Origin of the sequence: Leuconostoc pseudomesenteroides KCTC 3652 (assembly GCF_014634745.1) — a bacterium.
Classification (GTDB): domain Bacteria; phylum Bacillota; class Bacilli; order Lactobacillales; family Lactobacillaceae; genus Leuconostoc; species Leuconostoc pseudomesenteroides.
The window spans coordinates 276,439-300,365 of sequence record NZ_BMBP01000001.1 but is presented as its reverse complement, the minus strand read 5'-3'; the positions used below and the strand labels follow the sequence as shown (position 1 = coordinate 300,365).

At 39.1% G+C, this 23,927-nt stretch carries 24 protein-coding genes and 1 pseudogene; 22 read left to right on the top strand and 3 right to left on the bottom strand.

Going from position 1 to position 23,927, the window contains the following annotated elements; genetic code table 11:
• Positions 1-32 precede the first annotated feature (32 nt).
• The 20 genes from cls to trxB all read left to right on the top strand — a co-directional run bounded on the left by cls (position 33) and on the right by trxB (position 19,818).
• Positions 33-1,487 (top strand): cardiolipin synthase, encoded by a 1,455-nt coding sequence (cls, locus tag IEU65_RS01470; protein WP_139967137.1) that lies wholly within the window; start codon positions 33-35, stop codon positions 1,485-1,487.
• Complete coding sequence (yfmF, locus tag IEU65_RS01465; RefSeq protein ID WP_010281307.1) at positions 1,484-2,746, top strand: EF-P 5-aminopentanol modification-associated protein YfmF; 1,263 nt, start codon at positions 1,484-1,486, stop codon at positions 2,744-2,746. Before cls ends, yfmF begins: the two co-directional genes overlap by 4 nt.
• Position 2,747: 1 nt before the next feature.
• Positions 2,748-4,019 (top strand): EF-P 5-aminopentanol modification-associated protein YfmH, encoded by a 1,272-nt coding sequence (gene yfmH / locus IEU65_RS01460; RefSeq protein WP_010281310.1) that lies wholly within the window; start codon positions 2,748-2,750, stop codon positions 4,017-4,019.
• Between the two features lie 14 nt (positions 4,020-4,033).
• On the top strand, positions 4,034-4,921 hold the full coding sequence (locus IEU65_RS01455; RefSeq protein WP_010281313.1) for a helix-turn-helix domain-containing protein: 888 nt from the start codon (positions 4,034-4,036) through the stop codon (positions 4,919-4,921).
• Positions 4,922-4,932: 11 nt separating this feature from the next.
• Positions 4,933-5,514 carry a CDP-diacylglycerol--glycerol-3-phosphate 3-phosphatidyltransferase gene (gene pgsA, locus IEU65_RS01450; RefSeq protein WP_010281316.1) on the top strand — a complete coding sequence of 194 codons (582 nt, stop codon included), beginning with the start codon at positions 4,933-4,935 and terminating at the stop codon, positions 5,512-5,514.
• Positions 5,515-5,653: 139 nt separating this feature from the next.
• On the top strand, positions 5,654-6,808 hold the full coding sequence (gene recA / locus IEU65_RS01445) for a recombinase RecA (protein ID WP_010281319.1): 1,155 nt from the start codon (positions 5,654-5,656) through the stop codon (positions 6,806-6,808).
• A gap of 83 nt (positions 6,809-6,891) precedes the next feature.
• Positions 6,892-7,578, top strand: a complete 687-nt coding sequence (locus tag IEU65_RS01440; protein ID WP_010281321.1) for a response regulator transcription factor — start codon at positions 6,892-6,894, stop codon at positions 7,576-7,578.
• Between the two features lie 179 nt (positions 7,579-7,757).
• Positions 7,758-8,666 (top strand): phosphate ABC transporter substrate-binding protein, encoded by a 909-nt coding sequence (locus IEU65_RS01435; protein ID WP_010281324.1) that lies wholly within the window; start codon positions 7,758-7,760, stop codon positions 8,664-8,666.
• A 95-nt stretch (positions 8,667-8,761) separates the two neighbouring features.
• Positions 8,762-10,102: a sensor histidine kinase gene (locus tag IEU65_RS01430; RefSeq protein WP_010281327.1), complete on the top strand. Its 1,341-nt coding sequence runs from the start codon at positions 8,762-8,764 to the stop codon at positions 10,100-10,102.
• Between the two features lie 198 nt (positions 10,103-10,300).
• Positions 10,301-11,182 (top strand): phosphate ABC transporter substrate-binding protein PstS family protein, encoded by an 882-nt coding sequence (locus IEU65_RS01425; RefSeq protein ID WP_010281329.1) that lies wholly within the window; start codon positions 10,301-10,303, stop codon positions 11,180-11,182.
• Positions 11,183-11,234: 52 nt separating this feature from the next.
• Positions 11,235-12,158, top strand: coding sequence for a phosphate ABC transporter permease subunit PstC (pstC, locus tag IEU65_RS01420; protein ID WP_010281332.1), 924 nt, complete (start codon positions 11,235-11,237; stop codon positions 12,156-12,158).
• Entirely contained in the window at positions 12,158-13,042 is an 885-nt protein-coding gene (gene pstA, locus IEU65_RS01415) for a phosphate ABC transporter permease PstA (RefSeq protein ID WP_010281335.1), read from the top strand. Before pstC ends, pstA begins: the two co-directional genes overlap by 1 nt.
• A gap of 7 nt (positions 13,043-13,049) precedes the next feature.
• Positions 13,050-13,892 carry a phosphate ABC transporter ATP-binding protein PstB gene (pstB, locus tag IEU65_RS01410; RefSeq protein ID WP_010281338.1) on the top strand — a complete coding sequence of 281 codons (843 nt, stop codon included), beginning with the start codon at positions 13,050-13,052 and terminating at the stop codon, positions 13,890-13,892.
• Complete coding sequence (gene pstB, locus IEU65_RS01405; protein ID WP_010281342.1) at positions 13,889-14,659, top strand: phosphate ABC transporter ATP-binding protein PstB; 771 nt, start codon at positions 13,889-13,891, stop codon at positions 14,657-14,659. The genes pstB (IEU65_RS01410) and pstB (IEU65_RS01405) overlap by 4 nt, the downstream gene beginning before the upstream one ends.
• A 55-nt stretch (positions 14,660-14,714) precedes the next feature.
• Positions 14,715-15,389 (top strand): phosphate signaling complex protein PhoU, encoded by a 675-nt coding sequence (gene phoU / locus IEU65_RS01400; RefSeq protein ID WP_004913284.1) that lies wholly within the window; start codon positions 14,715-14,717, stop codon positions 15,387-15,389.
• A 118-nt stretch (positions 15,390-15,507) separates the two neighbouring features.
• The gene (locus tag IEU65_RS01395) at positions 15,508-15,864 is read left to right on the top strand and encodes a phage holin family protein (protein ID WP_010281350.1); all 357 of its coding nucleotides are present in this window, start codon (positions 15,508-15,510) and stop codon (positions 15,862-15,864) included.
• A 1-nt stretch (position 15,865) separates the two neighbouring features.
• On the top strand, positions 15,866-16,831 hold the full coding sequence (hprK, locus tag IEU65_RS01390; protein WP_139967127.1) for an HPr(Ser) kinase/phosphatase: 966 nt from the start codon (positions 15,866-15,868) through the stop codon (positions 16,829-16,831).
• Complete coding sequence (locus tag IEU65_RS01385) at positions 16,824-17,834, top strand: NAD(P)H-dependent glycerol-3-phosphate dehydrogenase (RefSeq protein WP_188352214.1); 1,011 nt, start codon at positions 16,824-16,826, stop codon at positions 17,832-17,834. Before hprK ends, IEU65_RS01385 begins: the two co-directional genes overlap by 8 nt.
• 16 nt (positions 17,835-17,850) lie before the next feature.
• Complete coding sequence (gene galU, locus IEU65_RS01380; RefSeq protein ID WP_010281362.1) at positions 17,851-18,726, top strand: UTP--glucose-1-phosphate uridylyltransferase GalU; 876 nt, start codon at positions 17,851-17,853, stop codon at positions 18,724-18,726.
• Between the two features lie 132 nt (positions 18,727-18,858).
• A complete protein-coding gene (trxB, locus tag IEU65_RS01375) occupies positions 18,859-19,818 on the top strand; it encodes a thioredoxin-disulfide reductase (RefSeq protein ID WP_010281365.1) in 960 nt (319 codons plus the stop codon).
• A 76-nt stretch (positions 19,819-19,894) separates the two neighbouring features.
• On the opposite strand, the gene IEU65_RS01370 is transcribed toward trxB, so the two are convergent.
• The 3 genes from IEU65_RS01370 to IEU65_RS01360 are packed head-to-tail and all read right to left on the bottom strand — an operon-like array spanning position 19,895 to position 22,088.
• A complete protein-coding gene (locus tag IEU65_RS01370; RefSeq protein WP_010281368.1) occupies positions 19,895-20,278 on the bottom strand; it encodes a VOC family protein in 384 nt (127 codons plus the stop codon).
• A gap of 57 nt (positions 20,279-20,335) precedes the next feature.
• Positions 20,336-21,070 carry a DUF6198 family protein gene (locus tag IEU65_RS01365; protein ID WP_010281371.1) on the bottom strand — a complete coding sequence of 245 codons (735 nt, stop codon included), beginning with the start codon at positions 21,068-21,070 and terminating at the stop codon, positions 20,336-20,338.
• A 1-nt stretch (position 21,071) separates the two neighbouring features.
• Positions 21,072-22,088, bottom strand: coding sequence for a zinc-dependent alcohol dehydrogenase family protein (locus IEU65_RS01360; RefSeq protein WP_010281376.1), 1,017 nt, complete (start codon positions 22,086-22,088; stop codon positions 21,072-21,074).
• A 148-nt stretch (positions 22,089-22,236) separates the two neighbouring features.
• Here IEU65_RS01360 and IEU65_RS01355 point away from each other — a divergent pair.
• Together IEU65_RS01355 and IEU65_RS01350 are read left to right on the top strand one after the other, a co-directional pair.
• Positions 22,237-23,216: pseudogene (locus tag IEU65_RS01355) on the top strand (LacI family DNA-binding transcriptional regulator).
• Between the two features lie 26 nt (positions 23,217-23,242).
• Positions 23,243-23,902, top strand: coding sequence for a DedA family protein (locus IEU65_RS01350; protein ID WP_010281379.1), 660 nt, complete (start codon positions 23,243-23,245; stop codon positions 23,900-23,902).
• Positions 23,903-23,927 lie beyond the last annotated feature (25 nt).

Here is a 23,927-nt window from a genome sequence, read left to right as displayed (position 1 = left end):
GATTATGCCTAAATCAGTTTAACGGGGGAGATATGCTTAGAGATTCATTTTGGATTATGATAATTTTTACCTTAGTTGTCAATACGATAGTAGCTTTTATTACAGTTTTTCGCCAGAAGCGAGATATTGCGACAATTTGGGCATGGATGTTAGTATTGCTTTTTCTACCAGTAATTGGATTTGCTATTTTTTTCCTAGCGGGCAGTCGTATCTCCAGTAAAAAAATTTTTCGTTTGAGAACACAAGAGCAACGTGGTCTTGAACAAATTGCGATTAACCAACGTCATCAATTGGCTGATATTGAAACATTATTGCCTATTCCTGAAAGCGCTAGCGAGCTATTGGGTTTATTTTTGACTTCTGACAAATCTGTATTAACACGTGGTAACAAGATTACGACATTCACTAATGGTGAAAGTAAGTTTGAAGCTTTATTTGACGATATACGTATGGCAAAGGAACATATTCATTTAGAATATTTTACGATTTATGATGACACCATTGGTAATCAGTTAATTGATTTGTTAACCAAAAAAGCCAGTGAAGGTGTTGAAGTGAGAGTTATTTTTGACCAGTTTGGTTCTCATGGGCAGCATGTTGACATGTATAAACGGTTACGGGCTGCTGGTGGGGTAGCCGTACCCTTTTTGATGCGTCGTTTTCAAGTTCTGACTTTGCGTTTTAATTTCCGAAATCACAGAAAGATTGCAATAATTGACGGAAAAATTGGTTACATTGGTGGTTTCAATGTTGGAGATCAATATTTAGGCAAATTCAAAAGATTTGGCAATTGGCGTGACACACATACCAGAATTTCTGGTGATGCGGTATTGTCACTACAAAGTCGTTTTTTGATGGATTGGAATGCCACAGCTGAAGGCAAAGAAATATTGACACAAACGACAGCGTATTTTCCTGAAAATTTTTCATTACCGGGTAAATCTATGATTCAAATTGTTTCAAGTGGACCTGATAATGATATGAAGCAAATTAAACAAGGTTTTATGCGGATGTTTGCTTCTGCACGAAAAAAAATAATGATTCAAACACCTTATTTTATTCCTGATTCACCAGTTTTAGAAACATTGGAAATTGCGATTTTGTCAGGCGTTGAGGTTTGCTTGATGATTCCAAGCATGCCGGATCATCCGTTAGTTTATCGTGCAACTCAGTACTATGCAAAGGAATTAATTGACTTAGGAGCGACTGTTTATCGTTATGACGGTGGCTTTCTACACAGTAAAGTGGTGATGATTGATAATGAGGTGGCCACAGTGGGATCTGCTAACATGGATATTCGCTCGTTTTCACTTAATTTTGAAGCTAATGCGTTCATTTATGATCCCGAATTTGCGGTACAATTAGAGGAACTCTTTATAAAGGATATTGAGGAATCAACACTTTTGACAGCGGATTATTTTGATCAACAGTCTGTCTGGATGAAATTCAAGCAAAAGTTTAGTCGATTATTCTCGCCAATATTATGAAAAAATACAGAATTAATTCAGGGGTAAATTTAGTTGTTTTACCCACCACACAATTTAAAACACTGCATATTGCCATTGATTTTGTGGCACCTGCATTAACCTCTAATATTAGTGCGAGATCGCTTTTATCTTATCTTATGGCAGTTAGTGCACGGCAATATCCGACACAACAAGACGTGGCGCAAAAAACAATTGATTTATACGGGGCACAATATCAAACTGATGTGTATCGCTTTGGTCAAACACATCATGTGCGCGTGACACTGCAATTGCCAGCTCCTGATTACGTTGATGACGGCAATGATTTGTTAGTCGATGCGTTTAGTTTTTTACAAGAAATGATTTTTGACCCGCTTCTAGATGGTCAAAAATTTGACCGAAACGTCTTTGCCAAAGAGCAACAAAGCCTGATTAATGAATTAGAAAGCATTAAAGACGATAAATCACGCTATGCAATTAGTCAATTACGAAATATCACTTACGATGTGCCAAATTTACAATCATCATCAGCAGGTGACATTGATTTGGTCAAAAATTTGACATCTGAGTCGCTCTACACTGCTTACCGGAATATGATTTTAAGTGATCTTGTTAATATTGTTGTTTTGGGTAATGTCAATGAAAGTGATGTTGAATCAATAATCAAGGACTGGTCGATTTCTCCACGAAGGCTACCAGTATTGCAGCCATTTTATCGTCAGGCGCTACGGCCAGCCACTGTTGAAAAGAAGCAATATCAGCGGGACATTAACCAAGCAATGTTGACATTAGCAATGCGTTTGAATGTACCACCGTTGGATAAACAAAGATTTGCGGCTATGGTGATGAATGCTTTGTTGGGCGGATCTCCTTTGTCTAAGTTGTTTATGAATGTACGAGAAAAAGCGTCGTTGGCATACAGCATTTATTCAAAATGGCAATATGATACTGGTTTCTTATTGATTGCGGCCGGCTTAGATGCTGACAAAGTGGTGCAAGCAGAAAAAATGATTGACGAAGAGATTCTGGCAATTCAAAACGGTGACTTTGAGGACAAGGTAGTAACCTCAATTAAAAAAAGTTTGATAAATGATTATCTCAGTCAGCAGGATTCGCCTAATAGCCAAATAGAAATTGCTTTTTCACGTTTGCTGACTGGTAGTGAGACTAGTGAGTCTGAATGGATTAGCCAAGTACAGGCGGTCACTACCAATGATATTCGACTTGTAGCAAAAAAACTTCAGATACAGAGCAGATTTATATTGTTGCCTAAGGAATAGCATGCTAGAAAAGTATTACAAACAATTAAAAGAAAAAGTATTAATCGAAACAATGCCGGATGGGTTAAATGTGGTGATGGTGCAAAAACCGGAGTACCACAAGACATTTGCTGTTTTGACAACCGACTATGGTTCACTTGATGAAAAATATCAGATAGGACATGACTCACCGAAGCAAATTCCTGCTGGCACTGCTCATTTTTTAGAACATAAACTTTTTGAAAAAGAAAATGAGGATGCGTTTACGCGTTTTGGTCAATTAGGGGCGGATGCTAATGCCTTTACAAATGCATATCAAACCAGTTATTTATTTTCTACGACGCAACATGTTGTACCCGCACTCCAGCATCTTTTGCAATTTGTCCAAACACCTTATTTTAGCGATAAAACGGTTGCAAAGGAGCAAGGCATTATTGGGCAAGAAATTCAAATGTACCAAGATGATCCAAATTGGGCTGTTTACATGGGCATCTTGTCTATGATGTATCCTGACTCGCCAATGGCGCACGATATCGCGGGTACACAACAATCTATTGCTACGATTACACCAGAATTATTATATGATGTGCACCACGCTTTTTACCAACCTAGCCAACTCACACTGCAAGTAATTGGTCATTTTGATGCACACGAAATTTTAGAAACAATTAGTCAAACACAACAATCTTTTTCAACCACCTCTTCAGAAATTAAGCGGTTAGTGCCAAATGTTCAACCACTTAGTAGTCTATCTACCACACGTCAGTTTAATATTTCACGCCCCAAAGTTGCATTTGGAATTCGCATTGATGGCAAACCATTAAACGGGACAAATATTACGAAGCGTACTTTAGCGGCAGACTTACTATTAGATTTACTTTTTGGTGAGCAAACGGACTGGTATCAAAAGTTGTATAATGAAGGTATTATTGATTCAGAATTTGACACATCTTTTGATTTAATACGAGAGTATCAGTTCATCACTATCTTCGCTGAAACAACAGCCTATCAGGCTTTAGAAAAGGCGATTCAAACGCAAACTATTCAATATCGAAGTGCGCTAAAAAATCAGGTCCACAGTTTTGAACAACTTAAACGAGCAACAATCGGTGAAGGCATACAACGCCTGAATTCACTTGAAAATATAGCACTTCGAGGAGATGATGCCTTGTCTGGGGTTAATCTTTTTGATAAGATAGAGTTGTTACAAGATTTAACATTTGATGACATTCTTGTAACAGCCGATAAAATTTTTCAGAATGCAGTGCTGCAACGATTTGTGTTGCAAAAATAGGTTTTAGGACATTTATGAGTGAAACATTAACCAATCAAATTGGCGAGCAGTTAAAAGCTGCTCGCCAAGCCAAAAATTTATCATTGGATGATATTCAGGATATTACCAAGATTCAACGTCGCTATTTGGTGGCGATTGAAGAAAACAATCTCAGCGTCTTGCCGGGAGATTTTTATGTACGCGCTTTTATTCGTCAATATGCCTTAGCTGTGGGTTTACATCCAGACGAGGTTTTAGGGGAAAAGCCACCAGTGTCGATTTCACGTAGTAGTGATTTGAGTCGTGCGCACCAAGATGATGATGGGATTATGCGCGCCGGAATTGATCACACAATGACGGCTAGGTCTAGATTGTCCAACTTTATGCCGACAATATGGATAGGTCTGCTGATTATTATTGCACTTGCGGTGATTTGGTTTGTTCTGACTCACGTTGGTACTGGGACGTCACAAAACAGTGATGGCGGGAATGTTTCTGTTTCGTCTTCGGCTGTACCAAAATCTTCGTCAAGTAACACTTCATCTAAAAAATCAAGTTCCTCAACATCTGCCTCTAGCTCTAGTGCAAAAAAGTTGGATTTGGGTTCTCCAGAAACAAATGCCAGTCTACAAACAACGATTTTTAATTTATCTGATGAGAACGCAAAAAAGCATACTGTTGTGATTAAAGCACAAAGTACAGGGACAACTGTCAAGGTTAGCGATGGGAATAACGCCATATTGTTGAATGAGACGGTTTCGGCTGGTACTGATAAAACAGTCGAAATCCCATCCGGTACGAACTCTTTCAACGTGCAATTTACCAACGTTAGCAATGCAACCTTAACTGTGGACGGTGAATCTGTACCAGTAGATGGTGCGACAACTGCTTTTTGGAATGTGTTATTTAATCTAAATAAATAGAAGGATGTCCCATGAATTTACCTAATAAATTAACCGTTTTTCGTATTATTTTAATTCCGATTTTTATCTTGTTATTAACACTGCCATTAGATTGGGGAAACGTAAAGTTGGTGGGTACTGCAGTGCCCACCACATGGTTGATTGCGGCAATTGTCTTTGCAATTGCTGCAATAACTGATTTTCTAGATGGTAAAATTGCACGGAGTCAACACTTAGTAACAAATTTTGGTAAGTTTGCAGATCCATTAGCGGACAAATTATTAGTGATGACTGCTTTGATTTTTCTGACTAGTTTTGGGGTTGTGCCAGCTTGGATGACTGCCGTTATCGTCATTCGTGAACTGGCTATTACTGGCTTAAGAACACTGATCGTTGAAAATAATGGTCAAGTATTAGCTGCACAAATGCCCGGTAAAATCAAAACTTTTTCTCAAATGTTTGCAATTTTCTTTTTGTATATTCATAATGCACCGTTCGCCGTGATTGGCTTTCCAATAGGAGATGTCTTATTGTGGATAGCAGTCATATTTACGATCTATTCAGGATTGGACTATTTTTGGCAAAACAGAGTTGTTTTTTCTGACGGTTTATAATACCTTTTTAAAGCGCGGAAAGCGCTTTTTTCGTATAACAAAGTATGAACAAAAGACAACGAACAAATGTTCGAAAAAGACTTGCTTTTGGTTCTAGAAACAGTTACACTAATCAAGTAAGATAAAAGGAGTTCGCCGCATGGTAACAAAAAAGACGACAAAAAAAGATGATAAAGCTAAAAAGGATGGCCGACAGGCTGCACTTAATGAAGCGCTAAAAAAAATTGAAAAAAATTTTGGTAAGGGCTCTGTGATGACTCTAGGAGACAATGCGCTGACCCAAGTGGAAACAATTCCCTCGGGATCTGTTAAGTTAGACATTGCTTTGGGCGTTGGTGGCTACCCTAAAGGGCGTATTATTGAGGTTTACGGGCCAGAATCTTCTGGAAAAACAACCATTGCACTACATGCTGTTGCTGAAGTACAAAAACAAGGGGGGACAGCAGCGTATATTGATGCTGAAAATGCCTTAGATGTTAAGTACGCAGAGGCTTTAGGTGTCAAAAAGGATGAACTATTACTTTCTCAGCCTGATACAGGTGAACAAGGACTAGAAATTGCCGATGCCTTGGTACAATCTGGAGCGGTTGATATGATTGTGATTGATTCAGTTGCTGCGCTAGTGCCTCGCGCTGAAATTGAGGGTGAAATGGGCGACGCACATGTCGGTCTTCAGGCTCGTTTAATGAGTCAGGCTTTGAGAAAGCTTGCTGGGACTCTAAATCGAACAGGGACTATCGCTATCTTCATTAATCAAATCAGAGAAAAAGTCGGTGTCATGTTTGGTAACCCAGAAACAACACCTGGTGGTCGTGCACTTAAGTTTTATTCAACGGTTCGCCTAGAAGTTCGTCGCTCGACACAAATTAAAGATGGTACTGATGTAACTGGTAATTTAACGAAGGTTAAAGTTGTAAAAAATAAGGTTGCCCCACCGTTTAAGGTAGCAGAAGTAGACATAATGTATGGTAAAGGAATTTCACAGACCGGTGAGATTTTGGATTTGGCAGTTGATCAAGATATTATTGATAAGGCCGGTGCTTGGTATGCATACGAAGGTGAGCGAATTGGTCAAGGGCGAGAAAAAGCTAAAGATTACCTTGATGATCCTGAACACGCTGATTTAAGACAGGAACTTTATATTAAAGTTCGCCAAGCGTATGGCATCAATGGTGATGGCGATGATGTTGCGCCAACCTCAGATGTGCCTGTAGAAAAGGATGGTGCGGTTAGTCAAACTGCAGACTTGGATTTGGGCATTGATGATGATCTAACAGATGAACCAATTGTATAAGTTATGTAAACATTTTAGGAAAACGCTAGGGCGTTTTTCTTTTTTTTGTTACAATGCAGATAATAGATTCCATGGAGATTAACATGACTAAAATATTGGTTGTCGATGATGAAGTAGCAATTTCAACGTTGTTGCAATATAATTTGGAGCAAAATGGGTTTGAGGTGACAACGGCAGGGGATGGTAGTTCCGCTTATCAATTAGCGAAATCAGAACAATTTGATGCAATTTTACTAGATTTAATGTTACCTAACGTGGATGGCATGACAGTTTTAAAACAAATTCGTCAAGATAAAATCACAACACCAGTCATTTTAGTGACGGCCAAAGGGGACGAATTTGACCGAGTGTTTGGTTTGGAACTTGGTGCTGATGATTATATTACCAAGCCGTTTAGCCCACGAGAAGTGATTGCCAGATTAAAAGCAGTGTTACGCCGTTCACAAATACCCACCGTTGAATCAGAAGAAACTGTGATTACGATTCAAGACTTGAATATTAACGATGGCAAAAAGATTGTTACTAAGGCTGGTCAGAGTGTTGCATTGACACCACGTGAATATGATTTATTATTGTATTTCGCCCAGCGATTGGGTCGCGTGATCGATCGCGAAACTATTTTGACCGCAGTTTGGGGCTATGAGTATACTGGTGAAAGCCGTATGGTCGATATGCATATTAGTAATCTACGTGAAAAAATAGAAACAAATCCCAAGTCCCCGGAAATATTGAAAACAGTTCGTGGATTTGGCTATACAATGATTAATTGACGGTCCTAGACCGTTTTTTTGTAAATATGTCTTTACAATTATTTACATAAACACGACGAAAATAGGTTACTATTCCTAACAATGGCACCGTATTATATAACTTGTAAACAAGGAGTGGCCCCCAAGAGCCTCTACTACGACCTTGTTTTCATTACATAATCCAAAGGGAGAAGTACATCATGAACAAAAAAGTTGCAGGTATTATTGGAGGAATCGTTGTCATTGCGGCAGGGATTGCGTTATATACCTCTGCTAATAACAAGTCGAGTGACAGCAAATCATCATCAACGTCATCGACGAAAGTTAGTGGTAAAGTGCTATCTTTGGGATCAACTGCTTTGCAGCCATTGGCAGAACAAGTTGCTTCCTCGTTTCAAGATAAGAATCCAGATGTTACAGTGACAGTTCAAGGTGGTGGTTCAGGTGCGGGTCTTAGCCAAGTATCAGACGGATCAGCGCAAATTGGTAACTCAGATGTTTTCGCTGAAGAAAAAGAAGGCGTAGATGCAAGCAAGTTAGTTGATCATAAGGTTGCTGTTGTTGGTATTGCACCTGTTGTCAATAGTGATGTTCAAATTAGCAATATTTCAAAGACGCAATTGCGTGAGATTTTCACTGGCAAAATAACGAACTGGAAAGACGTCGGTGGAAAAGATGAAAAGATCGTTGTGATTAACCGTGCAACTGGATCAGGCACACGTGCTGTGTTTGAAAAGAATATCTTAGATGGTCAAAATGCCGTGCAAGCAACTGAACAAGATTCAAATGGTACTGTTCAAAAAATTGTTAAAACTACACCCGGTGCTATTTCATATCTAGCATTTGCTTACTTAGATGCTGATGGTATCAAGGCACTTAAATTGGACAACGTTAAGCCTAGCAAAGCAAATGTTGAAGACAATTCATGGCCTATCTGGGCATACGAACACATGTATACAAAGGGTAAGGCAACTGGTGCCACTAAGGCATTCTTGGATTACTTCTCAACAAAATCAGTTCAAAAGACGATTGTGCCAAAGTTGGGTTACATTGGTTTGACAGATATGAAAGTAACACGTGATTCAAGCGGAAAAGTCACTGACAAATAACTAAATGATATTATTAATTCAAAACAGGGTAATACCTGTTTTTTTGTTAATCAAATTAGTGCTGATTTTTGTAACGAAGATGATATGATAAACGTATGAAAAATAAATTTGAAAAATTCATTATTATTTTGGGTTTAAACTTGATTTTACTGATCTCCTTAACTCAAATAGTGTCATTGACAAGGCAGACTTTGACTGCTTTAATTTTTATTGTGATTTTGATTTCAATTGTCGAGGCTTGGCTCTCTCAACTTTGGGAAATGAGTGATGCGACTGAATTAGCTGTGATGAAAAAAAGGATGCAGGACACGTTAGACGGCGAGACACCTAGAGGTGTATTAGTATCACCTGAATCACCTTACTATGACTTGTTGCAATCTTTTAACGCATTACAGACATATGTTCGGCATTCTCAATATGATAATAAACGTGATGTTGGCAATTATCAAACATTACTTACTAGCTTACCTGTTGGCGTGATCAATGTTGATCGACATCATACGATTGATGTTTTTAATCAGAAAGCTGCTGATTTATTGGGGGTTTCTTTACCAAAATTACCGATTTCAGAAAATTTGATAATTCGTCAATTTACATTATCGGAGTTAATTAGCCAAACATTTAATACACAATCAAAGCAACAATCAATTCTAAACCTAACAATCAATGGCGAAACGCGTCAATACGATGCCAGCACACTATACCATCAATCTGGCGCAGAGGGTGAAGTCATGATTATGCTTTATGATTTGACGAGTGTTTTGCAAATTGAACGTATGCAGGCAGACTTTTTGGCCAACGCTTCGCATGAGTTTAAAACACCGCTGACTGCGATCACGGGATTTGTTGAAACGTTACAAGGCCCTGCCGGGGATGACCCTAAAACGCGAGCTCAGTTTTTGACAATCGTAGCAAATGAGTCGCAGCGTCTTTCTGATTTAGTAAATGATATTTTGTCTCTGTCTCGTCTCAAACATAAGGCTGATGGAGAAGTGTCAATGATTAAAGTCTCTGAAATTATCAATCAACAAATTCAAAAAATTAATAGTCAACGCGTTAAAATTCACAATGATGTTGCAGATAGATTCGAAGTGGTGGGTGTTTCTGAAGATGCCACGACGATTATTCAAAATTTATTGACTAATGCCGTGAAGTACAATGTTGAAAATGGTGAAGTGTGGGTGACGGCCAAAAAAGATAAATCACAATGGACTTTAAGTGTTCGAGATTCTGGGATTGGTATTCCTTTGAGTCAACAATCACGTATTTTTGAAAGGTTCTATCGTGGTGACGAGTCTAGACAGCGCAAAATTGCCAGTGGTACTGGTCTTGGGCTGGCAATAGTAAACGAAATTGTGACCAAACATAACGGTCAACTGCAAGTGAAATCTCAAGTAGGCGTTGGAACAACTATTACACTGACGTTGCCTTTGTAAAGAAGATATTGTGACTATCTTCTTTTTTTGTGTTTAAAAAATTATAGAACTTATAAATCGTGATGTCAGTCCATAAAAGAGAACATATAGTTTCCATATTTTAAATTCCTTTACACAAACTTTACAAAAAGGCGTTCTGATATTTACACAAGTTTAAGATAATTAAAACGTAGTAGTAAATCTTGGGAGGCATTAAACATGTCGAAATCACATCGCGGCGCGATTGTATCTTCAATCGTTGTCGTGGCTATTGTTGCAGCACTCGGAACAGCTTATGCCACGCGTGATCAAAGCGCATCTGGCACTTCAATCACAGCTGTTGGATCGACCGCACTTCAACCACTTGTTGAAGCGGCTGGTGAAGAATATGCTAAAGAAAATCTTGGTACATTTATTAATGTTCAAGGTGGTGGTACGGGAACAGGGCTCAGTCAAGTTTCTCAAGGCGCCGTAGATTTAGGTAATTCGGATGTTTTCGCTGAAGAAAAAGAAGGCATTAAAGCCAGCCAGTTAGTAGATCATCAGGTTGCTGTTGTCGGTATAGCACCCTTGTTAAATAAAGACAATGGGGTCAAAAATCTATCAACGGCGCAATTAAAAGCTATTTTTACCGGTAAAATAACGAACTGGCAAGAAGTGGGTGGTAAAAACCTTGACATTGTCATTATCAATCGTGCAACTGGTTCTGGTACAAGGGCGACTTTTGAAAAATGGGCCTTAGATGGTGCTGAAAGCATCTCAGCGCAGGAGCAAGATTCGTCAGGTATGGTACGTTCGATCGTTGCAACAACGCCTGGTGCGATTTCATATGCTGCTTTTGGCTACATCGATTCATCTGTTGTAGCTGCTAGTGTTAACGGCATAAAACCTAATAATCAAAATGTTGCCACTGGAAAATACGCCATTTGGTCATATGAGCATGTTTACACTAAGGGGAAACCCGATGCTCAGGTTAGTAAATTTTTAAAATATCTCACATCAACAAAAATTCAATCTACTTTGGTTCCAAAGCTGGGCTATATTTCAATTCATGATATGAAAATTAGTCGTAATGTTAATGGTCAAGTGGTTGAAAAATAAGCGTGTTCGTTGCTGACGCTGATTGCGCAACAACACTCACCGTGGAGAAAACATGGATAATATCACAAAAAAACTAATGCAACGCTCTGAATCAACTCGAAAAGATACTATTGGTCGTGCAATCAGCATGACAGCATTGATCTTGATTGCAATCGTTGTTGTTTCAATTTTCGTTTTCGTTTTGAGTCGCGGCCTGTCCACTTTTTATAAAGATGGTGTCAATGTGAAAGATTTCTTATTTGGCACAACATGGAATCCTTCTGTAACTGATCCTGCAACTAAAAAGCCTTATATTGGGGCTTTGCCAATGATTTTGGGCTCATTTTTAGTAACGTTCTTGGCAGCCATTGTTGCAACACCGTTTGCAATCGGTACTGCTTTGTTCATGACTGAAATTGCACAAAAGCGCGGCGCCAAAATTATGCAACCTATTGTTGAATTATTGGTTGGTATCCCATCAGTTGTCTATGGTTTTATTGGCTTAACGGTCGTTGTGCCAGTTATAAGAACAATTGCGGGTGGTTCAGGATTTGGTATTTTGTCAGGTACAATTGTACTTTTTGTTATGATTTTGCCAACTATTACTTCGATGACCGTCGACACATTGAGATCTGTGCCACGCCATTATCGCGAGTCTGCTTTAGCGATTGGTGCTACGCGTTGGCAAATGATTTACAAGGTTGTTTTACGGGCTGCAACACCTGGAATACTGACGGCCATTGTATTTGGAATGGCCCGAGCATTTGGTGAAGCTTTGGCGGTTCAGATGGTTATTGGAAATGCTGCTCTGATGCCACACAGTTTGACGACGCCTGCCTCAACATTAACTTCTGTCTTGACGATGGGAATTGGTAATACTGTCATGGGATCATTACAGAATGACGTATTATGGACCTTGGCAATGATTTTGTTAATCATGTCATTGGTATTTAACTTAATTGTGCGTGCAATTGGACGTAGAGGAGCGATGAAGTAATGAAAGCAAAAACTGCTGATAAAATAGCCACCGGCTTTATTTATGCCATTTCAGGTATTGTCGCATTAATTTTGTTTGCGATGCTGTCATTTATCCTCGTAAGAGGAGTACCACACTTGTCATGGCATTTTCTGACTTCACCGGCCCGAGCTTTTGAGGCGGGTGGCGGTGTAGGTGTGCAACTCTTTAACTCATTTTATTTATTGATTTTGGCTATGGTAATTAGCTTCCCAATCGCATTGGGCGCAGCAATTTACTTAAATGAATATGCTAAGAAAAATTATTTTACAGCGATTGTCCGAACGGCAATTGAAATTCTAAGTTCGTTACCATCTGTTGTTGTTGGTTTGTTTGGTTTTCTATTGTTCGTTGTTCAATTCAAATTGGGATTTTCAATTTTGTCTGGTGCCATTGCATTAACTTTGTTTAATTTACCATTGTTAACACGTTCGATTGAGACAAGTTTGGCTCAAATTCCAGACTTACAACGTGAAGCGGGATCTGCACTGGGATTGTCACGTTGGGAAACGGTTCTACATGTAATTTTGCCAGCGGCTGTGCCTTCAATTGTGACAGGGGTTGTTCTGTCAGCAGGTCGTGTATTTGGTGAAGCTGCCGCACTAATCTATACTGCTGGACAATCTGCACCAGCTTTGAACTTTGGGGATTGGAATCCGTTCAATATTTCAAGTCCCTTGAATCCAATGCGTCCAGCAGAAACTTTAGCAGTTCATATTTGGAAAATTAATTCTGAAGGCATCATGCCAGATGTTAACGCAGTTTCTGCGGGTGCATCAGCAGTGTTAATTATTGTTGTATTACTGTTCAACTTTAGTGCGCGTAAATTAGGTACCAAGTTGTATAAGAAACTAACTAGTTCGTGAGGCGACTATGACAAATCCTAACTTTGAATTTAAACCTGCCAGTGATTTTATTAGAGAAGACGCTCCCGAACGTTATATCTATAATATGGCTTCTGACAAGCATGAAATTGCAATTTCTACACATGACTTACAAGTGTCTTATGGCGATAACCTCGCTTTGAGTGAAGGTGATTTGGAATTTGAACGCTATAAGATTACGAGCCTTATTGGTGCGTCTGGTTCTGGTAAGTCAACAGTTTTGAGATCTTTGAATCGTATGAACGACGATGTTGCTACTGTTAATGGTCAAATTATGTATCGTGGTGTTGACATTAACACTAAAAATATTGATGTTTATGAGATGCGTCGTCACATTGGTATGGTCTTCCAACGACCCAATCCATTTGCTAAATCAATTTATGACAACATAACCTTCGCGCTAACGCAACGTGGCAACTACACGAAAGAACAACTTGACGAAATAGTTGAAACCAGTTTAAAACAAGCGGCATTGTGGGATCAAGTTAAAGATGAATTAAATAAATCAGCCTTAGCCTTGTCAGGTGGACAGGCGCAACGATTGGTTATTGCACGTGCCTTGGCACTAAAGCCCGATATTCTTTTGCTGGATGAACCCTCAAGCGCGTTGGATCCAATTTCTTCTGCTCAGGTTGAAGACACATTGATTGAATTAAAAAATCAATACACAATCATCATTGTGACACATAACATGCAACAGGCTGCCCGTATCAGTGATTACACGGCTTTCTTCCATTTAGGTAAAGTCATTGAATATGATTTAACACGTAAAATATTTACGCGACCTAAAGTTGCTTTGACAAATGATTATATATCAGGTAATTTCGGATGACAGACAAACAAGAAAAAACAATTTTATCCACACGTGATGTTCGTCTTTGGTATGGTCAAAAAGAAGCCCTACATGGTATTGATTTGGACTTTCCAAACAAGGGAATCACAGCTTTAATTGGTCCTTCTGGTTCAGGGAAAACTACCTATTTACGCGCATTAAACCGAATGCACGATTTGGAAGATGGTGTGACTGTAACAGGTTCATTTAATTTCAATGGGACTGATATATATGCACCAACGACTGACACAGTTGATTTACGCAAGCGAATCGGGATGGTTTTTCAACAACCTAACCCATTTCCATTCTCAATCTATGAAAACGTTATTTTTGGATTGCGTTTAGATGGCGTTAAAGACAAAGCAGTATTAGATGAAGCAGTAGAACGCTCATTAAAGCAAGCCTCAGTCTGGGATGAAGTCAAAGATGATTTACACAAATCGGCATTGGGGTTGTCTGGTGGGCAGCAACAGCGTGTTTCAATTGCACGTGTATTAGCAATGTCACCAGAATTACTTTTACTTGACGAACCAACTTCAGCATTGGATCCTATTTCGAGTCGTAATATCGAGGAAACATTGTTGAAATTAAGAGAAGATTATGCCATGATTATTGTGACACACTCAATGTCACAAGCTTCAAGAATTTCTGACCGTACTGCTTTCTTCTTGAGTGGGGATCTGATTGAAGTTGATCAGACGAAGCACATTTTTCTTAATCCACAAAAGCAAGAAACACAAGATTATGTTTCTGGACGTTTTGGTTAATTAAAACCAAAAAAATTGCAAGACCACACTATACAAAGTCATGGAGGAGTTTGTTATGCGTCGATTATTTGATGAAGAATTAGCAGATTTAGATAGCTCATTTACAGAAATGGGTATGCTAGTGTCTCAAACTATTCAAAAAGCTGTTCAGTCATTTGTGGATCATGACCGCGAGGGTGCGCGTCAAATTTTAGAAAATGATCATCAAATTAATGAACGAGAAGCTGCTATTGAAAAGAAAACCTTTGAGATGATTGCACTATATCAACCTGTGACCACAGATTTACGTGAAATTGTCACAATTTTGAAAGCTGTCTCGGTTTTAGAACGAATGGGTGATCAGGCACGTAATATTGCTAACTCAACTATTCGAGTGAAAGGGACAAAGCATATTGCTAGCATTGAACAAGAACTTGGGGTTATCGGAGAAATGGTAGCCAATATGGTTTCTCAAGTGATGGAATATTATGTTAAAAACGATGCCCTCGGTGCTGAATCAATAGCTGAAGCTAACCATAAGTTGTCACAAAGTGCTGCTAAAGTCAGAACTGATTCCGTAAATGGTATGAAAGAAAATGCTGATTTGGTTGATTCTGCTGCTGATTATTTAGTGATTGCTGGTTACTTGAAACGTATTGGTGATTACACGACTGATATTGCAGAATGGATTGTCTATAAGCGTACTGGTAAGATCATCGAATTGAATCCAGGCTACAATTTCTTTATTTAACAGTCAAGCGTCTGTAAGGCGCTTTTTTTTATAGTCTACATTTGGTATAATTGTAATGTGAAAGTGTTATTGTATCAATATAGTAACCGTTTTCATAGAAAATTTTACGGGGGTTTAAATGCGCTTTATTGTTCGATTAGCAACAAACATGTTAAGTTTTTTGGTTTTATCAATGATATTCACTTCTGGATTTCGAGTTGATAATTGGGTTTCGGCATTGTTTGCAGCGTTTGTATTATCAATATTAAACGCTATCATCAAGCCGATTTTAACGGTTTTAACATTGCCGTTAACTATTTTAACATTCGGATTTTTTGCCATCGTTGTTAATGCGTTTCTCCTTGAAATAACGGCTAATCTCGTTGGTGGCTTTGAATTTACCAGTTTCGGCTGGGCAATGTTGATTGCTTTCATCCTATCAATTATCAATACAATTTTAACCAATGATTTGCATGTGCAAGTAGAAAGAAATTAAAATGGCACAAAACTCAGTAACAGTAGAACAACTAGTGGCTAACACGCGCCTGAAAATTGTTTCAGGTGAGCAGTTTCTTGACAGAGAAATCACGACGGCTGACATCTCACGTCCCGGTCTTGAAATGACCGGATATTTCAACTATTATGCACCAGAACGTGTTCAGTTGTTAGGCATAACAGAAACATCCTTTTCAGAACGTATGAATCATGACGAATTGTTGATGGTTTATCGACGAATGGCCGATAAGACAACACCAGCGTTTGTTGTCTCAACAGGCTTACCGATTAGTGATGAATTAAAGCAAGCGGCAGAGGAAGCACATATTCCGATTTTGACTTCAACGTTGACGTCATCTCGTATTTTATCAAATATGACTTATTATCTGGGTGGGCAACTGGCCCCAAGAGAAAACGTCCATGGTGTTTTAATTGATGTTCATGGTCTTGGTGTATTGATTACAGGAGATGCGGGCATTGGCAAAACGGAATCTGCGCTTGAATTAATTCAACAAGGGAAAGCCAGGTTAGTGGCTGATGATCGTGTTGATATTTATCAAGAAGATGAAGAACGCTTAATCGGTGAACCCAATGGTGTTTTGCGAAACATGATGGAAGTTCGTGGTGTGGGCATTATTGATGTTCAGCAAGTTTATGGTGCCGTATCCGTTCGGTCGCATGCCACCATCGCTTTGAACATTCATCTTTCAAATGGAAAAATTGGTGAAGCTAATTTTGACCGATTAGGAAATGATAATGATTCATTAGAAATCATGGGTGTTCAAATCAAGCGCATGGTTGTACCGGTCACCCCAGGACGTAATACGGCCAGTGTGATTGATGCAGCTGCTGTTAAATTTAGAACAGCAAATATGGGAATTGACGCGCTACAAACATTAGAACAACGCATGACGGCCGAAATGGCGAAAAATGAAAAGATTGATGCAGCAGGTGAAAAAAATGACTAAAATTGCCATATTAGGTGCTGGATCATGGGGAACAGCTTTGGCTAATGTTGTTGCTGAAAATAACCAGGACGTTCGTTTGTGGACTCATAACCCTGCTCAAGCCAGAGAAATAAGCGATCAGCATACAAATCAGAAATATCTACCAACAGCAATATTAAATGATAACTTGATGGCCACTGATAATATGGCACTAGCGGTCTCAGACGTCGATATTGTACTAAGTGTTGTGCCAACTAAAGCAGTTCGCCAAGTTGCACATCAATTAGCAGATGTTTTGGTAAAACAAAACCATCGTGTTATTTTAGCGCATGCAACAAAAGGATTAGAACCTGTTACATTTAAACGTATTTCAGAGATGCTGTCCGAAGAAGTACCGGCACAATACCGTACAGCTTTGGCCATGTTATCGGGCCCGTCACACGCTGAGGATGTTATCAAACATGATTTGACAGCTGTTTCAATTGCTAGTGATGATCCTAATGCAGCCAAATTAATGCAATCAGTTTTTGCAAATGATGTGTTTAGACCATATACGAACCACGATTTATTGGGTTCTGAATTAGCTTCTGCGTTAAAAAATATTATCGCGATTGGTTCAGGGGCATTAATCGGGTTAGGATATGGCGCTAATGCCCAAGCGGCATTGCTAACACGGGGATTAGTAGAAATGCGCGCGTTAGGTCAGGCAATGGGTGCTAAGCCAGAAACGTTTTTGGGGTTGGCAGGCATTGGTGATTTGATTGTGACAGGCATGTCACCAAATTCCAGAAACTATCGAGCAGGTCGAGAATTAGGTTCCGGCAAATCGCTAGCTGAAGTGGAAAACACCATGGGAACGGTCATTGAGGGTGTTAGCACGACGAAAGCTGTTTATGAATTTTCTGTACAACATCAAGTGGATATGCCCATTACAAAAGCAATTTATCAAGTATTGTATGAACAACTGCCGTTGCAAAATGCGATTACACAATTAATGCAACGAAATTTGCGAAGTGAAGATTAAAGAAAAGAGAAAAATTATGAAACCAGTACGTAAGGCAATTATTCCAGCAGCAGGGTTAGGTACACGTTTTCTACCTGCAACAAAAGCATTAGCAAAAGAAATGCTACCAATTGTTGATACACCAACAATTGAATATATTGTAAGAGAAGCAATTGAATCTGGTATTGAAGATATTGTTATCGTGGACGGTAAGTCAAAGCGTTCAATTGAAGATCATTTTGATTCAAATCCTGAATTGGAAAATAATTTGCGCGAAAAAGGTAAAGATGCTTTGCTCAAGGTTGTTGAAGAAACAACAGATATCAATATGTATTTCATACGTCAATCACATCCTAAAGGCCTAGGTGACGCTGTATTGACGGCCAAGGCTTTCATTGGTGATGAACCTTTTGTTGTGCTACTTGGTGATGATTTGATGCAAGATGAGGTGCCACTGACAAAGCAGTTGATTGATCGATATGAAGAAACGGGAGAATCAACTTTGGCCGTCATGAAAGTGCCTCATGATCAAGTATCAGAATATGGTGTGATTGATCCAGCGGCTCAAGTGAACGACGACGGTCTGTACCGTGTTAAGAGTTTTGTGGAAAAGCCAAAGCCAGAAGAAGCACCTTCAGATTTGGCAATTATTGGACGTTACTTGTTAACACCAGAAATTTTTGAAGAATTGGAAAACACAAAGCCTGGCAAGGGCAATGAAATTCAATTGACAGACGCAATTGATTCTTTGAATAATCGCCAACACGTTTATGCTCATGAATTCAAGGGTAGTCGTTACGATATTGGCTCAAAGATTGGTTTCTTAGAGACAAACATTGAATTCGGTTTGAAACACCCACAGACTAAAGATGCACTGCGTGCTTATATCAAGGAGTTAGCGGCCAAACTTTAATTACTAAAAAACGAGACTAGCTCTCGTTTTTTCATATTAATCATTAAACGATTTAATGACAGGTTTTGCCCTCGACATTTTCTATAATAACGAGTACAATAGTCATAACAAAAAGTAAGTGTAGGTGTAATGATGCCAGAAAATATTAAAATATATGATGTTATTATCGTTGGAGCAGGTCCTGCCGGCATGACAGCAGCTACCTATGCTTCACGTGCCAATTTATCAGTTCTAATGCTTGATCGCGGGATTTACGGTGGGCAAATGAATAATACGGCAGAAGTTGAAAATTATCCTGGTTTTGATTCGATTTTAGGCCCCGACTTAGCTGAAAAAATGTACTCATCATCAACACAATTTGGTGCGGAATATGGTTTTGGGACAGTCGAACGTGTTGAATTAAAGGATGACTTGAAGTATATTCATACTGACATGGACGATTATGTTGCCAAAGCGGTTATCATCGCGACGGGCTCTGAGCATATTCATTTAGGAGCCGATGGCGAGGAAGAATATCAAGGTCGTGGCGTGAGTTATTGTGCAGTCTGTGATGGTGCGTTCTTCCGTGATGAGGATGTTGTTGTTGTTGGCGGTGGAGATTCGGCAATTGAAGAAGGACTTTATCTTACTAACCTGGCAAAGTCTGTTACTGTTCTACATCGCCGTGATAAATTGCGTGCCCAACAAATTATTCAAGATCGGGCATTTGCGAACCCAAAGATGTCATTTATGTGGCATACAGAAGTAGAAGCGATTACTGGTGATAATGACAAAGTCACAGGACTGGATGTTATCAATAATCAAACAAAGGAAAAATCGCATATTGATGCAGCTGGTGCCTTTATTTATGTTGGCCTAAAAGCAAACAATCAAGGGTTCGAAAATCTAGACATTACTGACTCTGAGGGATGGATATTAACTGATGATAAGATGCAGACGACAATTCCTGGCATTTTTGCAGTAGGAGATGTCAGAGTCAAGGATTTGCGTCAGATTACGACAGCTGTTGGTGATGGCGGCTTGGCTGGACAAGGAGTTTATGACTACATCAGCCATTTACAAACTGCTGTTCAAACAACTACAACTGACTGAAAAATGCGCACAGTATTGTGCGCATTTTTTGTCGATTTAATTATAGAATTAAAAAGCGCCAAAAGGCGCTTTTTGCTTATTTAACTATTTCGCAAAACTCTACAATAACGCCATCGGGTCCTTGCAAGTTAAAGAATTTAATTCCTTTTTCCCAAAATGGTAAATGTTGCACTTCCGTGTTAAGCAAATCAAACCCTTCTGACTTTGCTGCCGAAAAAGCAGCATCAGCATCAGTTGTATCCATTGAAATATGATTGATTGCACCTGGTTTACCAACAACTTCATCTCCGGCCCAAGTTTCGATGACTAAATTGTCACGCTGCATGAAGATAACTTTACCAGCAGGAAAATCGCCAGTTTTTTTAAATCCTAATTTCGTCCAAAAAGCCTCTGATTGTGTCAAAGATGATGTGGGAATACCAATGTGTTGTACACCACTGTAATAATCTGAAAATGTCATAATAATACCTTTCTAGTAGTATTGCTACTGATATGTTCATTTTACGTAATAATTGCGTTAATTACCAACATCTATTGCCTGATGCTTTAAATTCTTAAAGACGTACTTGTCCGCGATTCCTGTGATGCCACCCTGGAATAAGAATGCAAAAATAGTTCCTAACCCGAAATTATACAAATTAGGGAAAGTGATCACAAAGGCAATAATTGCAAAAATCGTTGGCGGAATATAGGACGCCCACATAGCCTTGAAAGCCGACCCGTGAAAATATTTGAAACGTAAAATTTGCATCAAATCATCGGCAGGGTGTAACACTAAATTCACACGTTGATAAATCGAAATAGCAACGGCGATCAAGCCAACACCAATAAAATTAATTACTGTATATAACACAGTTGCTGCCACTGAATTAGCATTTGGCATAATTTGATTGAAAATATTTGAAAACCATTGAATAAAAATTGAAAATGGTAACATAAACAAGAAATTACCAATGATACGATGCCAATCTAACTTTTTCATTAATAACGCATTCAGGAATGAAATAAGCATGCCAAGAACTAAAAATGCCCAAAACAAGACAAGTGAATTATTTCCTAATAAAGCTTGACCTAGATTAGCCTCTGCAGCAGTCCAATAAGCTGATCCCAAAAAAGCGGGTTTTATATGTGAAGCTGTGACGAGCGTCAAAACATTTCCCATCGCATTTAAAATCAATGAGATGGCAAAAAACATAAGTGATTTGCTCATTGAAATGCTTCGCGGATTATGATGTTGCGCGTTTTGTGCCATTTTATGCCTCTTCGCCACCAACCTTAACGACTGCCTTTGAAACGACACCTAACTTGCCATTCACAAAGTCATCAACAGTCTGGTAATCTAATTCGTGTGACATTAGCGATTCGACGTCTAACTTGCCTGATGATAACAATGCCAATGAGTCTTCAAATGCGTTTGGATTGATAAATGATCCTTGAATCGTCAATTGCTTTTGGAAGACTTCGTAAGTGTTCATTTGGAACTTTGCGTCGGGACCGCCAACACCAAACATCAAAACCTGAGCGCCACGAGCTGAGGCTTCAATTGCGGCTTCTTGTGTCTGTGGTAGGCCAACTGCTTCAACAACAACATCGTAAGTGCCTTCGGGAATTTTGTCGCCATCTTTTGTATTGTACGTATTTTTCACGCCGAACTTTTCTTTGTTCATAGCAAGCTTTTCAGGAACAATACCAGCCAAGTCGACTTGGTGAATGCCATAAGCTTGCAGAATTTGAACAAAGAGTTCACCCATGAAGCCGTCACCAATAACTAATGCCTTTTGGTATGGTGTCACTTTAAGAAGTTGAATACCGTGAACAGCACATGAAATCGGCTCAACCACGGCAGCTGACTTAAGTGAAACATTATCTGGAATTTGGTAAACAACTGATGCGGGCGCAGTAAAGTATTCTTCAAAGCCACCATTGCGTGTTACACCAACTGCAGACAAGTTTTCGCAAAGCTCTGGACGTGCTGTACGGCAATACTTGCATTGACCACAGTAAATATTGGGATCAATTGTGACACGATCACCCACCGCAACGTTTGTAACATCAGAACCAATTTCAGCTACAACACCAGAATTTTCATGCCCCAAAACGATTGGTGGCACAGCATCGGCTGAGCCAGGAAGACCGGCATACAAAGCGTGATCAGTACCGCAAATACCAGCGAATGCTGTATGAATCAACACTTCATTCGGCTTTACCTCAGGTTGTTCAATGTTTTCAACCTCTAATTTTTTTGTACCAGTTAACACAAGTGCTTCCATGTTTGTTCTCCTTTTTACTTTGTGATTAAATTAACTTACGAGGACAATGGTAAACCTTTAACAAGATAAAGTCAAACGTTTATCACATTTATTTTAGTAAGGGGAGTAGACCATGTGATAGAATATTAAGAGAGTATGGAGGATTGCAATGGTAGCAAAATTAAGTGATGTCGCGGCGTTGGCTGGTGTTTCAGTAACAACGGTATCGCGTGTCATCAATAACTATGGTTCATTGAGCCAAAAAACAATTAATAAAGTTCACGAAGCTATGCGAGAGTTGCACTATCAGCCTAATGCCATGGCTCGCTCGCTGCAAGGAAAATCATCGCAATTTATCGGATTGATTTTTCCAAACATGGAAAACCCTTTTTTTACAGCTTTAGCCAGCGAAATTGAACAACAACTATTTGAGCTAGGATATAAGGTCATTATTGCAACTTCAGCTAATAATGTTGAAAAAGAGCGTCAGTATCTTCAAATGCTTGCCGCAAATCAAGTTGAAGGAATCATTACCTCTTCTCATAATTTGGGGATTGGTGAGTATCAAAACACCTATTTACCAATTGTTTCTTATGATCGATATTTGGCGGATAATGTGCCAATTGTAAGCGAGGATAATGAACAAGGGGGCTACTTAGCTGGCGAGTATTTGTTGTCTACTGGTGCAAAAAACTGTTAATGCTGAGCGATGATGATGGCTCAGAATCACCAACTCATCAACGATATGCAGGATTTTTACGCGCTACACGACAGAATTCTATTCCTGTTGTCAGACAAAATTATAGTTTACAAGGGTTTGCTACAAATAAAGACATCAACAATATGGTGTCTTATATCGTTGAAAATGGCATTGAGGGGGTCTTTGCCTATAACGACGTGGCTGCTATTCAGCTAGAAAATGCGCTGCAGAGAGCAGGTAAAAAAGTGCCAGAGGATATTAACATTATTGGGTACGATGGTACGCCAATTGTTCGACGTTTGCATCCAAATTTGCCAACAATTGTGCAGCCGATTGCGGCGGCTGCATCACAATTGATAGAAGTATTGTTTGCACTGATTAAAACACCAAGAACGACTGTGCCAACTGATAGTTTGTTGCCAGTGTCACTGTATTTACCAAAAGACTAACTTTTGGTGACATTTAGGAGGGGAAAATGTTTCTAAATTCAATCACTGCATTGCCCAACTGGCTAGATCATTTAATTGCCAGTGATCACCATTTCACATTAACGGCATTTGCCATCATGTTTGCCTTGATATTCATTGAAACTGCTGGGATTGTGACAGGTTTTATTCCTGGTGATACTATTTTGATTACAGTAGGTAGCTTGGCTGGTGCCCATCACAATATTTGGGAATTATTTTTGGCGATTAGTATTTTTGCGATTGCTTCGTTTTTAGGAGATGCTGTTAATTATTGGTTGGGGGCATTGATTACGACACAAGTAGCTAAAATACCTTGGATTAAAAAATATTCACACAGTAACTTGACTGATGAAATTGCTAAAGATTTTCATCCAAAAAGGTGGTTACTATTCGTTGTATTGGGTCGTTTTTTGCCATTTATTCGTGTCGCTGTCCCATTGCTAGCACATCGGTTGGGGTTAGCTTTTCCAGTTTATTTACGAATGGCTGCTTTTGCTAGTGTTTTGTGGTCAGCCAGTATTGTCTCAATTGGTTATTTTGTCGGTCATTTAGAGATACCAAAGGCAGTGACTGTGACCATTTTTATCATAATTGCTGTGATAGCAATTACTGTTTTGCGTACGAAAAAGTTTAGAAACTGGATTTTGACATTGTTCACACGGAAATAATTTTGTTATAATTTAAGAAAATGGG

What these genes read in the sequence shown, in the direction of transcription:
- cls (WP_139967137.1), top strand. Translation starts at nt 33, where the DNA reads ATGCTTAGAGATTCATTTTGGATTATGATAATTTTTACCTTAGTTGTC.
- yfmF (WP_010281307.1), top strand. Translation starts at nt 1,484, where the DNA reads ATGAAAAAATACAGAATTAATTCAGGGGTAAATTTAGTTGTTTTACCC.
- yfmH (WP_010281310.1), top strand. Translation starts at nt 2,748, where the DNA reads ATGCTAGAAAAGTATTACAAACAATTAAAAGAAAAAGTATTAATCGAA.
- IEU65_RS01455 (WP_010281313.1), top strand. Translation starts at nt 4,034, where the DNA reads ATGAGTGAAACATTAACCAATCAAATTGGCGAGCAGTTAAAAGCTGCT.
- pgsA (WP_010281316.1), top strand. Translation starts at nt 4,933, where the DNA reads ATGAATTTACCTAATAAATTAACCGTTTTTCGTATTATTTTAATTCCG.
- recA (WP_010281319.1), top strand. Translation starts at nt 5,654, where the DNA reads ATGGTAACAAAAAAGACGACAAAAAAAGATGATAAAGCTAAAAAGGAT.
- IEU65_RS01440 (WP_010281321.1), top strand. Translation starts at nt 6,892, where the DNA reads ATGACTAAAATATTGGTTGTCGATGATGAAGTAGCAATTTCAACGTTG.
- IEU65_RS01435 (WP_010281324.1), top strand. Translation starts at nt 7,758, where the DNA reads ATGAACAAAAAAGTTGCAGGTATTATTGGAGGAATCGTTGTCATTGCG.
- IEU65_RS01430 (WP_010281327.1), top strand. Translation starts at nt 8,762, where the DNA reads ATGAAAAATAAATTTGAAAAATTCATTATTATTTTGGGTTTAAACTTG.
- IEU65_RS01425 (WP_010281329.1), top strand. Translation starts at nt 10,301, where the DNA reads ATGTCGAAATCACATCGCGGCGCGATTGTATCTTCAATCGTTGTCGTG.
- pstC (WP_010281332.1), top strand. Translation starts at nt 11,235, where the DNA reads ATGGATAATATCACAAAAAAACTAATGCAACGCTCTGAATCAACTCGA.
- pstA (WP_010281335.1), top strand. Translation starts at nt 12,158, where the DNA reads ATGAAAGCAAAAACTGCTGATAAAATAGCCACCGGCTTTATTTATGCC.
- pstB (WP_010281338.1), top strand. Translation starts at nt 13,050, where the DNA reads ATGACAAATCCTAACTTTGAATTTAAACCTGCCAGTGATTTTATTAGA.
- pstB (WP_010281342.1), top strand. Translation starts at nt 13,889, where the DNA reads ATGACAGACAAACAAGAAAAAACAATTTTATCCACACGTGATGTTCGT.
- phoU (WP_004913284.1), top strand. Translation starts at nt 14,715, where the DNA reads ATGCGTCGATTATTTGATGAAGAATTAGCAGATTTAGATAGCTCATTT.
- IEU65_RS01395 (WP_010281350.1), top strand. Translation starts at nt 15,508, where the DNA reads ATGCGCTTTATTGTTCGATTAGCAACAAACATGTTAAGTTTTTTGGTT.
- hprK (WP_139967127.1), top strand. Translation starts at nt 15,866, where the DNA reads ATGGCACAAAACTCAGTAACAGTAGAACAACTAGTGGCTAACACGCGC.
- IEU65_RS01385 (WP_188352214.1), top strand. Translation starts at nt 16,824, where the DNA reads ATGACTAAAATTGCCATATTAGGTGCTGGATCATGGGGAACAGCTTTG.
- galU (WP_010281362.1), top strand. Translation starts at nt 17,851, where the DNA reads ATGAAACCAGTACGTAAGGCAATTATTCCAGCAGCAGGGTTAGGTACA.
- trxB (WP_010281365.1), top strand. Translation starts at nt 18,859, where the DNA reads ATGCCAGAAAATATTAAAATATATGATGTTATTATCGTTGGAGCAGGT.
- IEU65_RS01370 (WP_010281368.1), bottom strand. Translation starts at nt 20,278, where the DNA reads ATGACATTTTCAGATTATTACAGTGGTGTACAACACATTGGTATTCCC.
- IEU65_RS01365 (WP_010281371.1), bottom strand. Translation starts at nt 21,070, where the DNA reads ATGGCACAAAACGCGCAACATCATAATCCGCGAAGCATTTCAATGAGC.
- IEU65_RS01360 (WP_010281376.1), bottom strand. Translation starts at nt 22,088, where the DNA reads ATGGAAGCACTTGTGTTAACTGGTACAAAAAAATTAGAGGTTGAAAAC.
- IEU65_RS01350 (WP_010281379.1), top strand. Translation starts at nt 23,243, where the DNA reads ATGTTTCTAAATTCAATCACTGCATTGCCCAACTGGCTAGATCATTTA.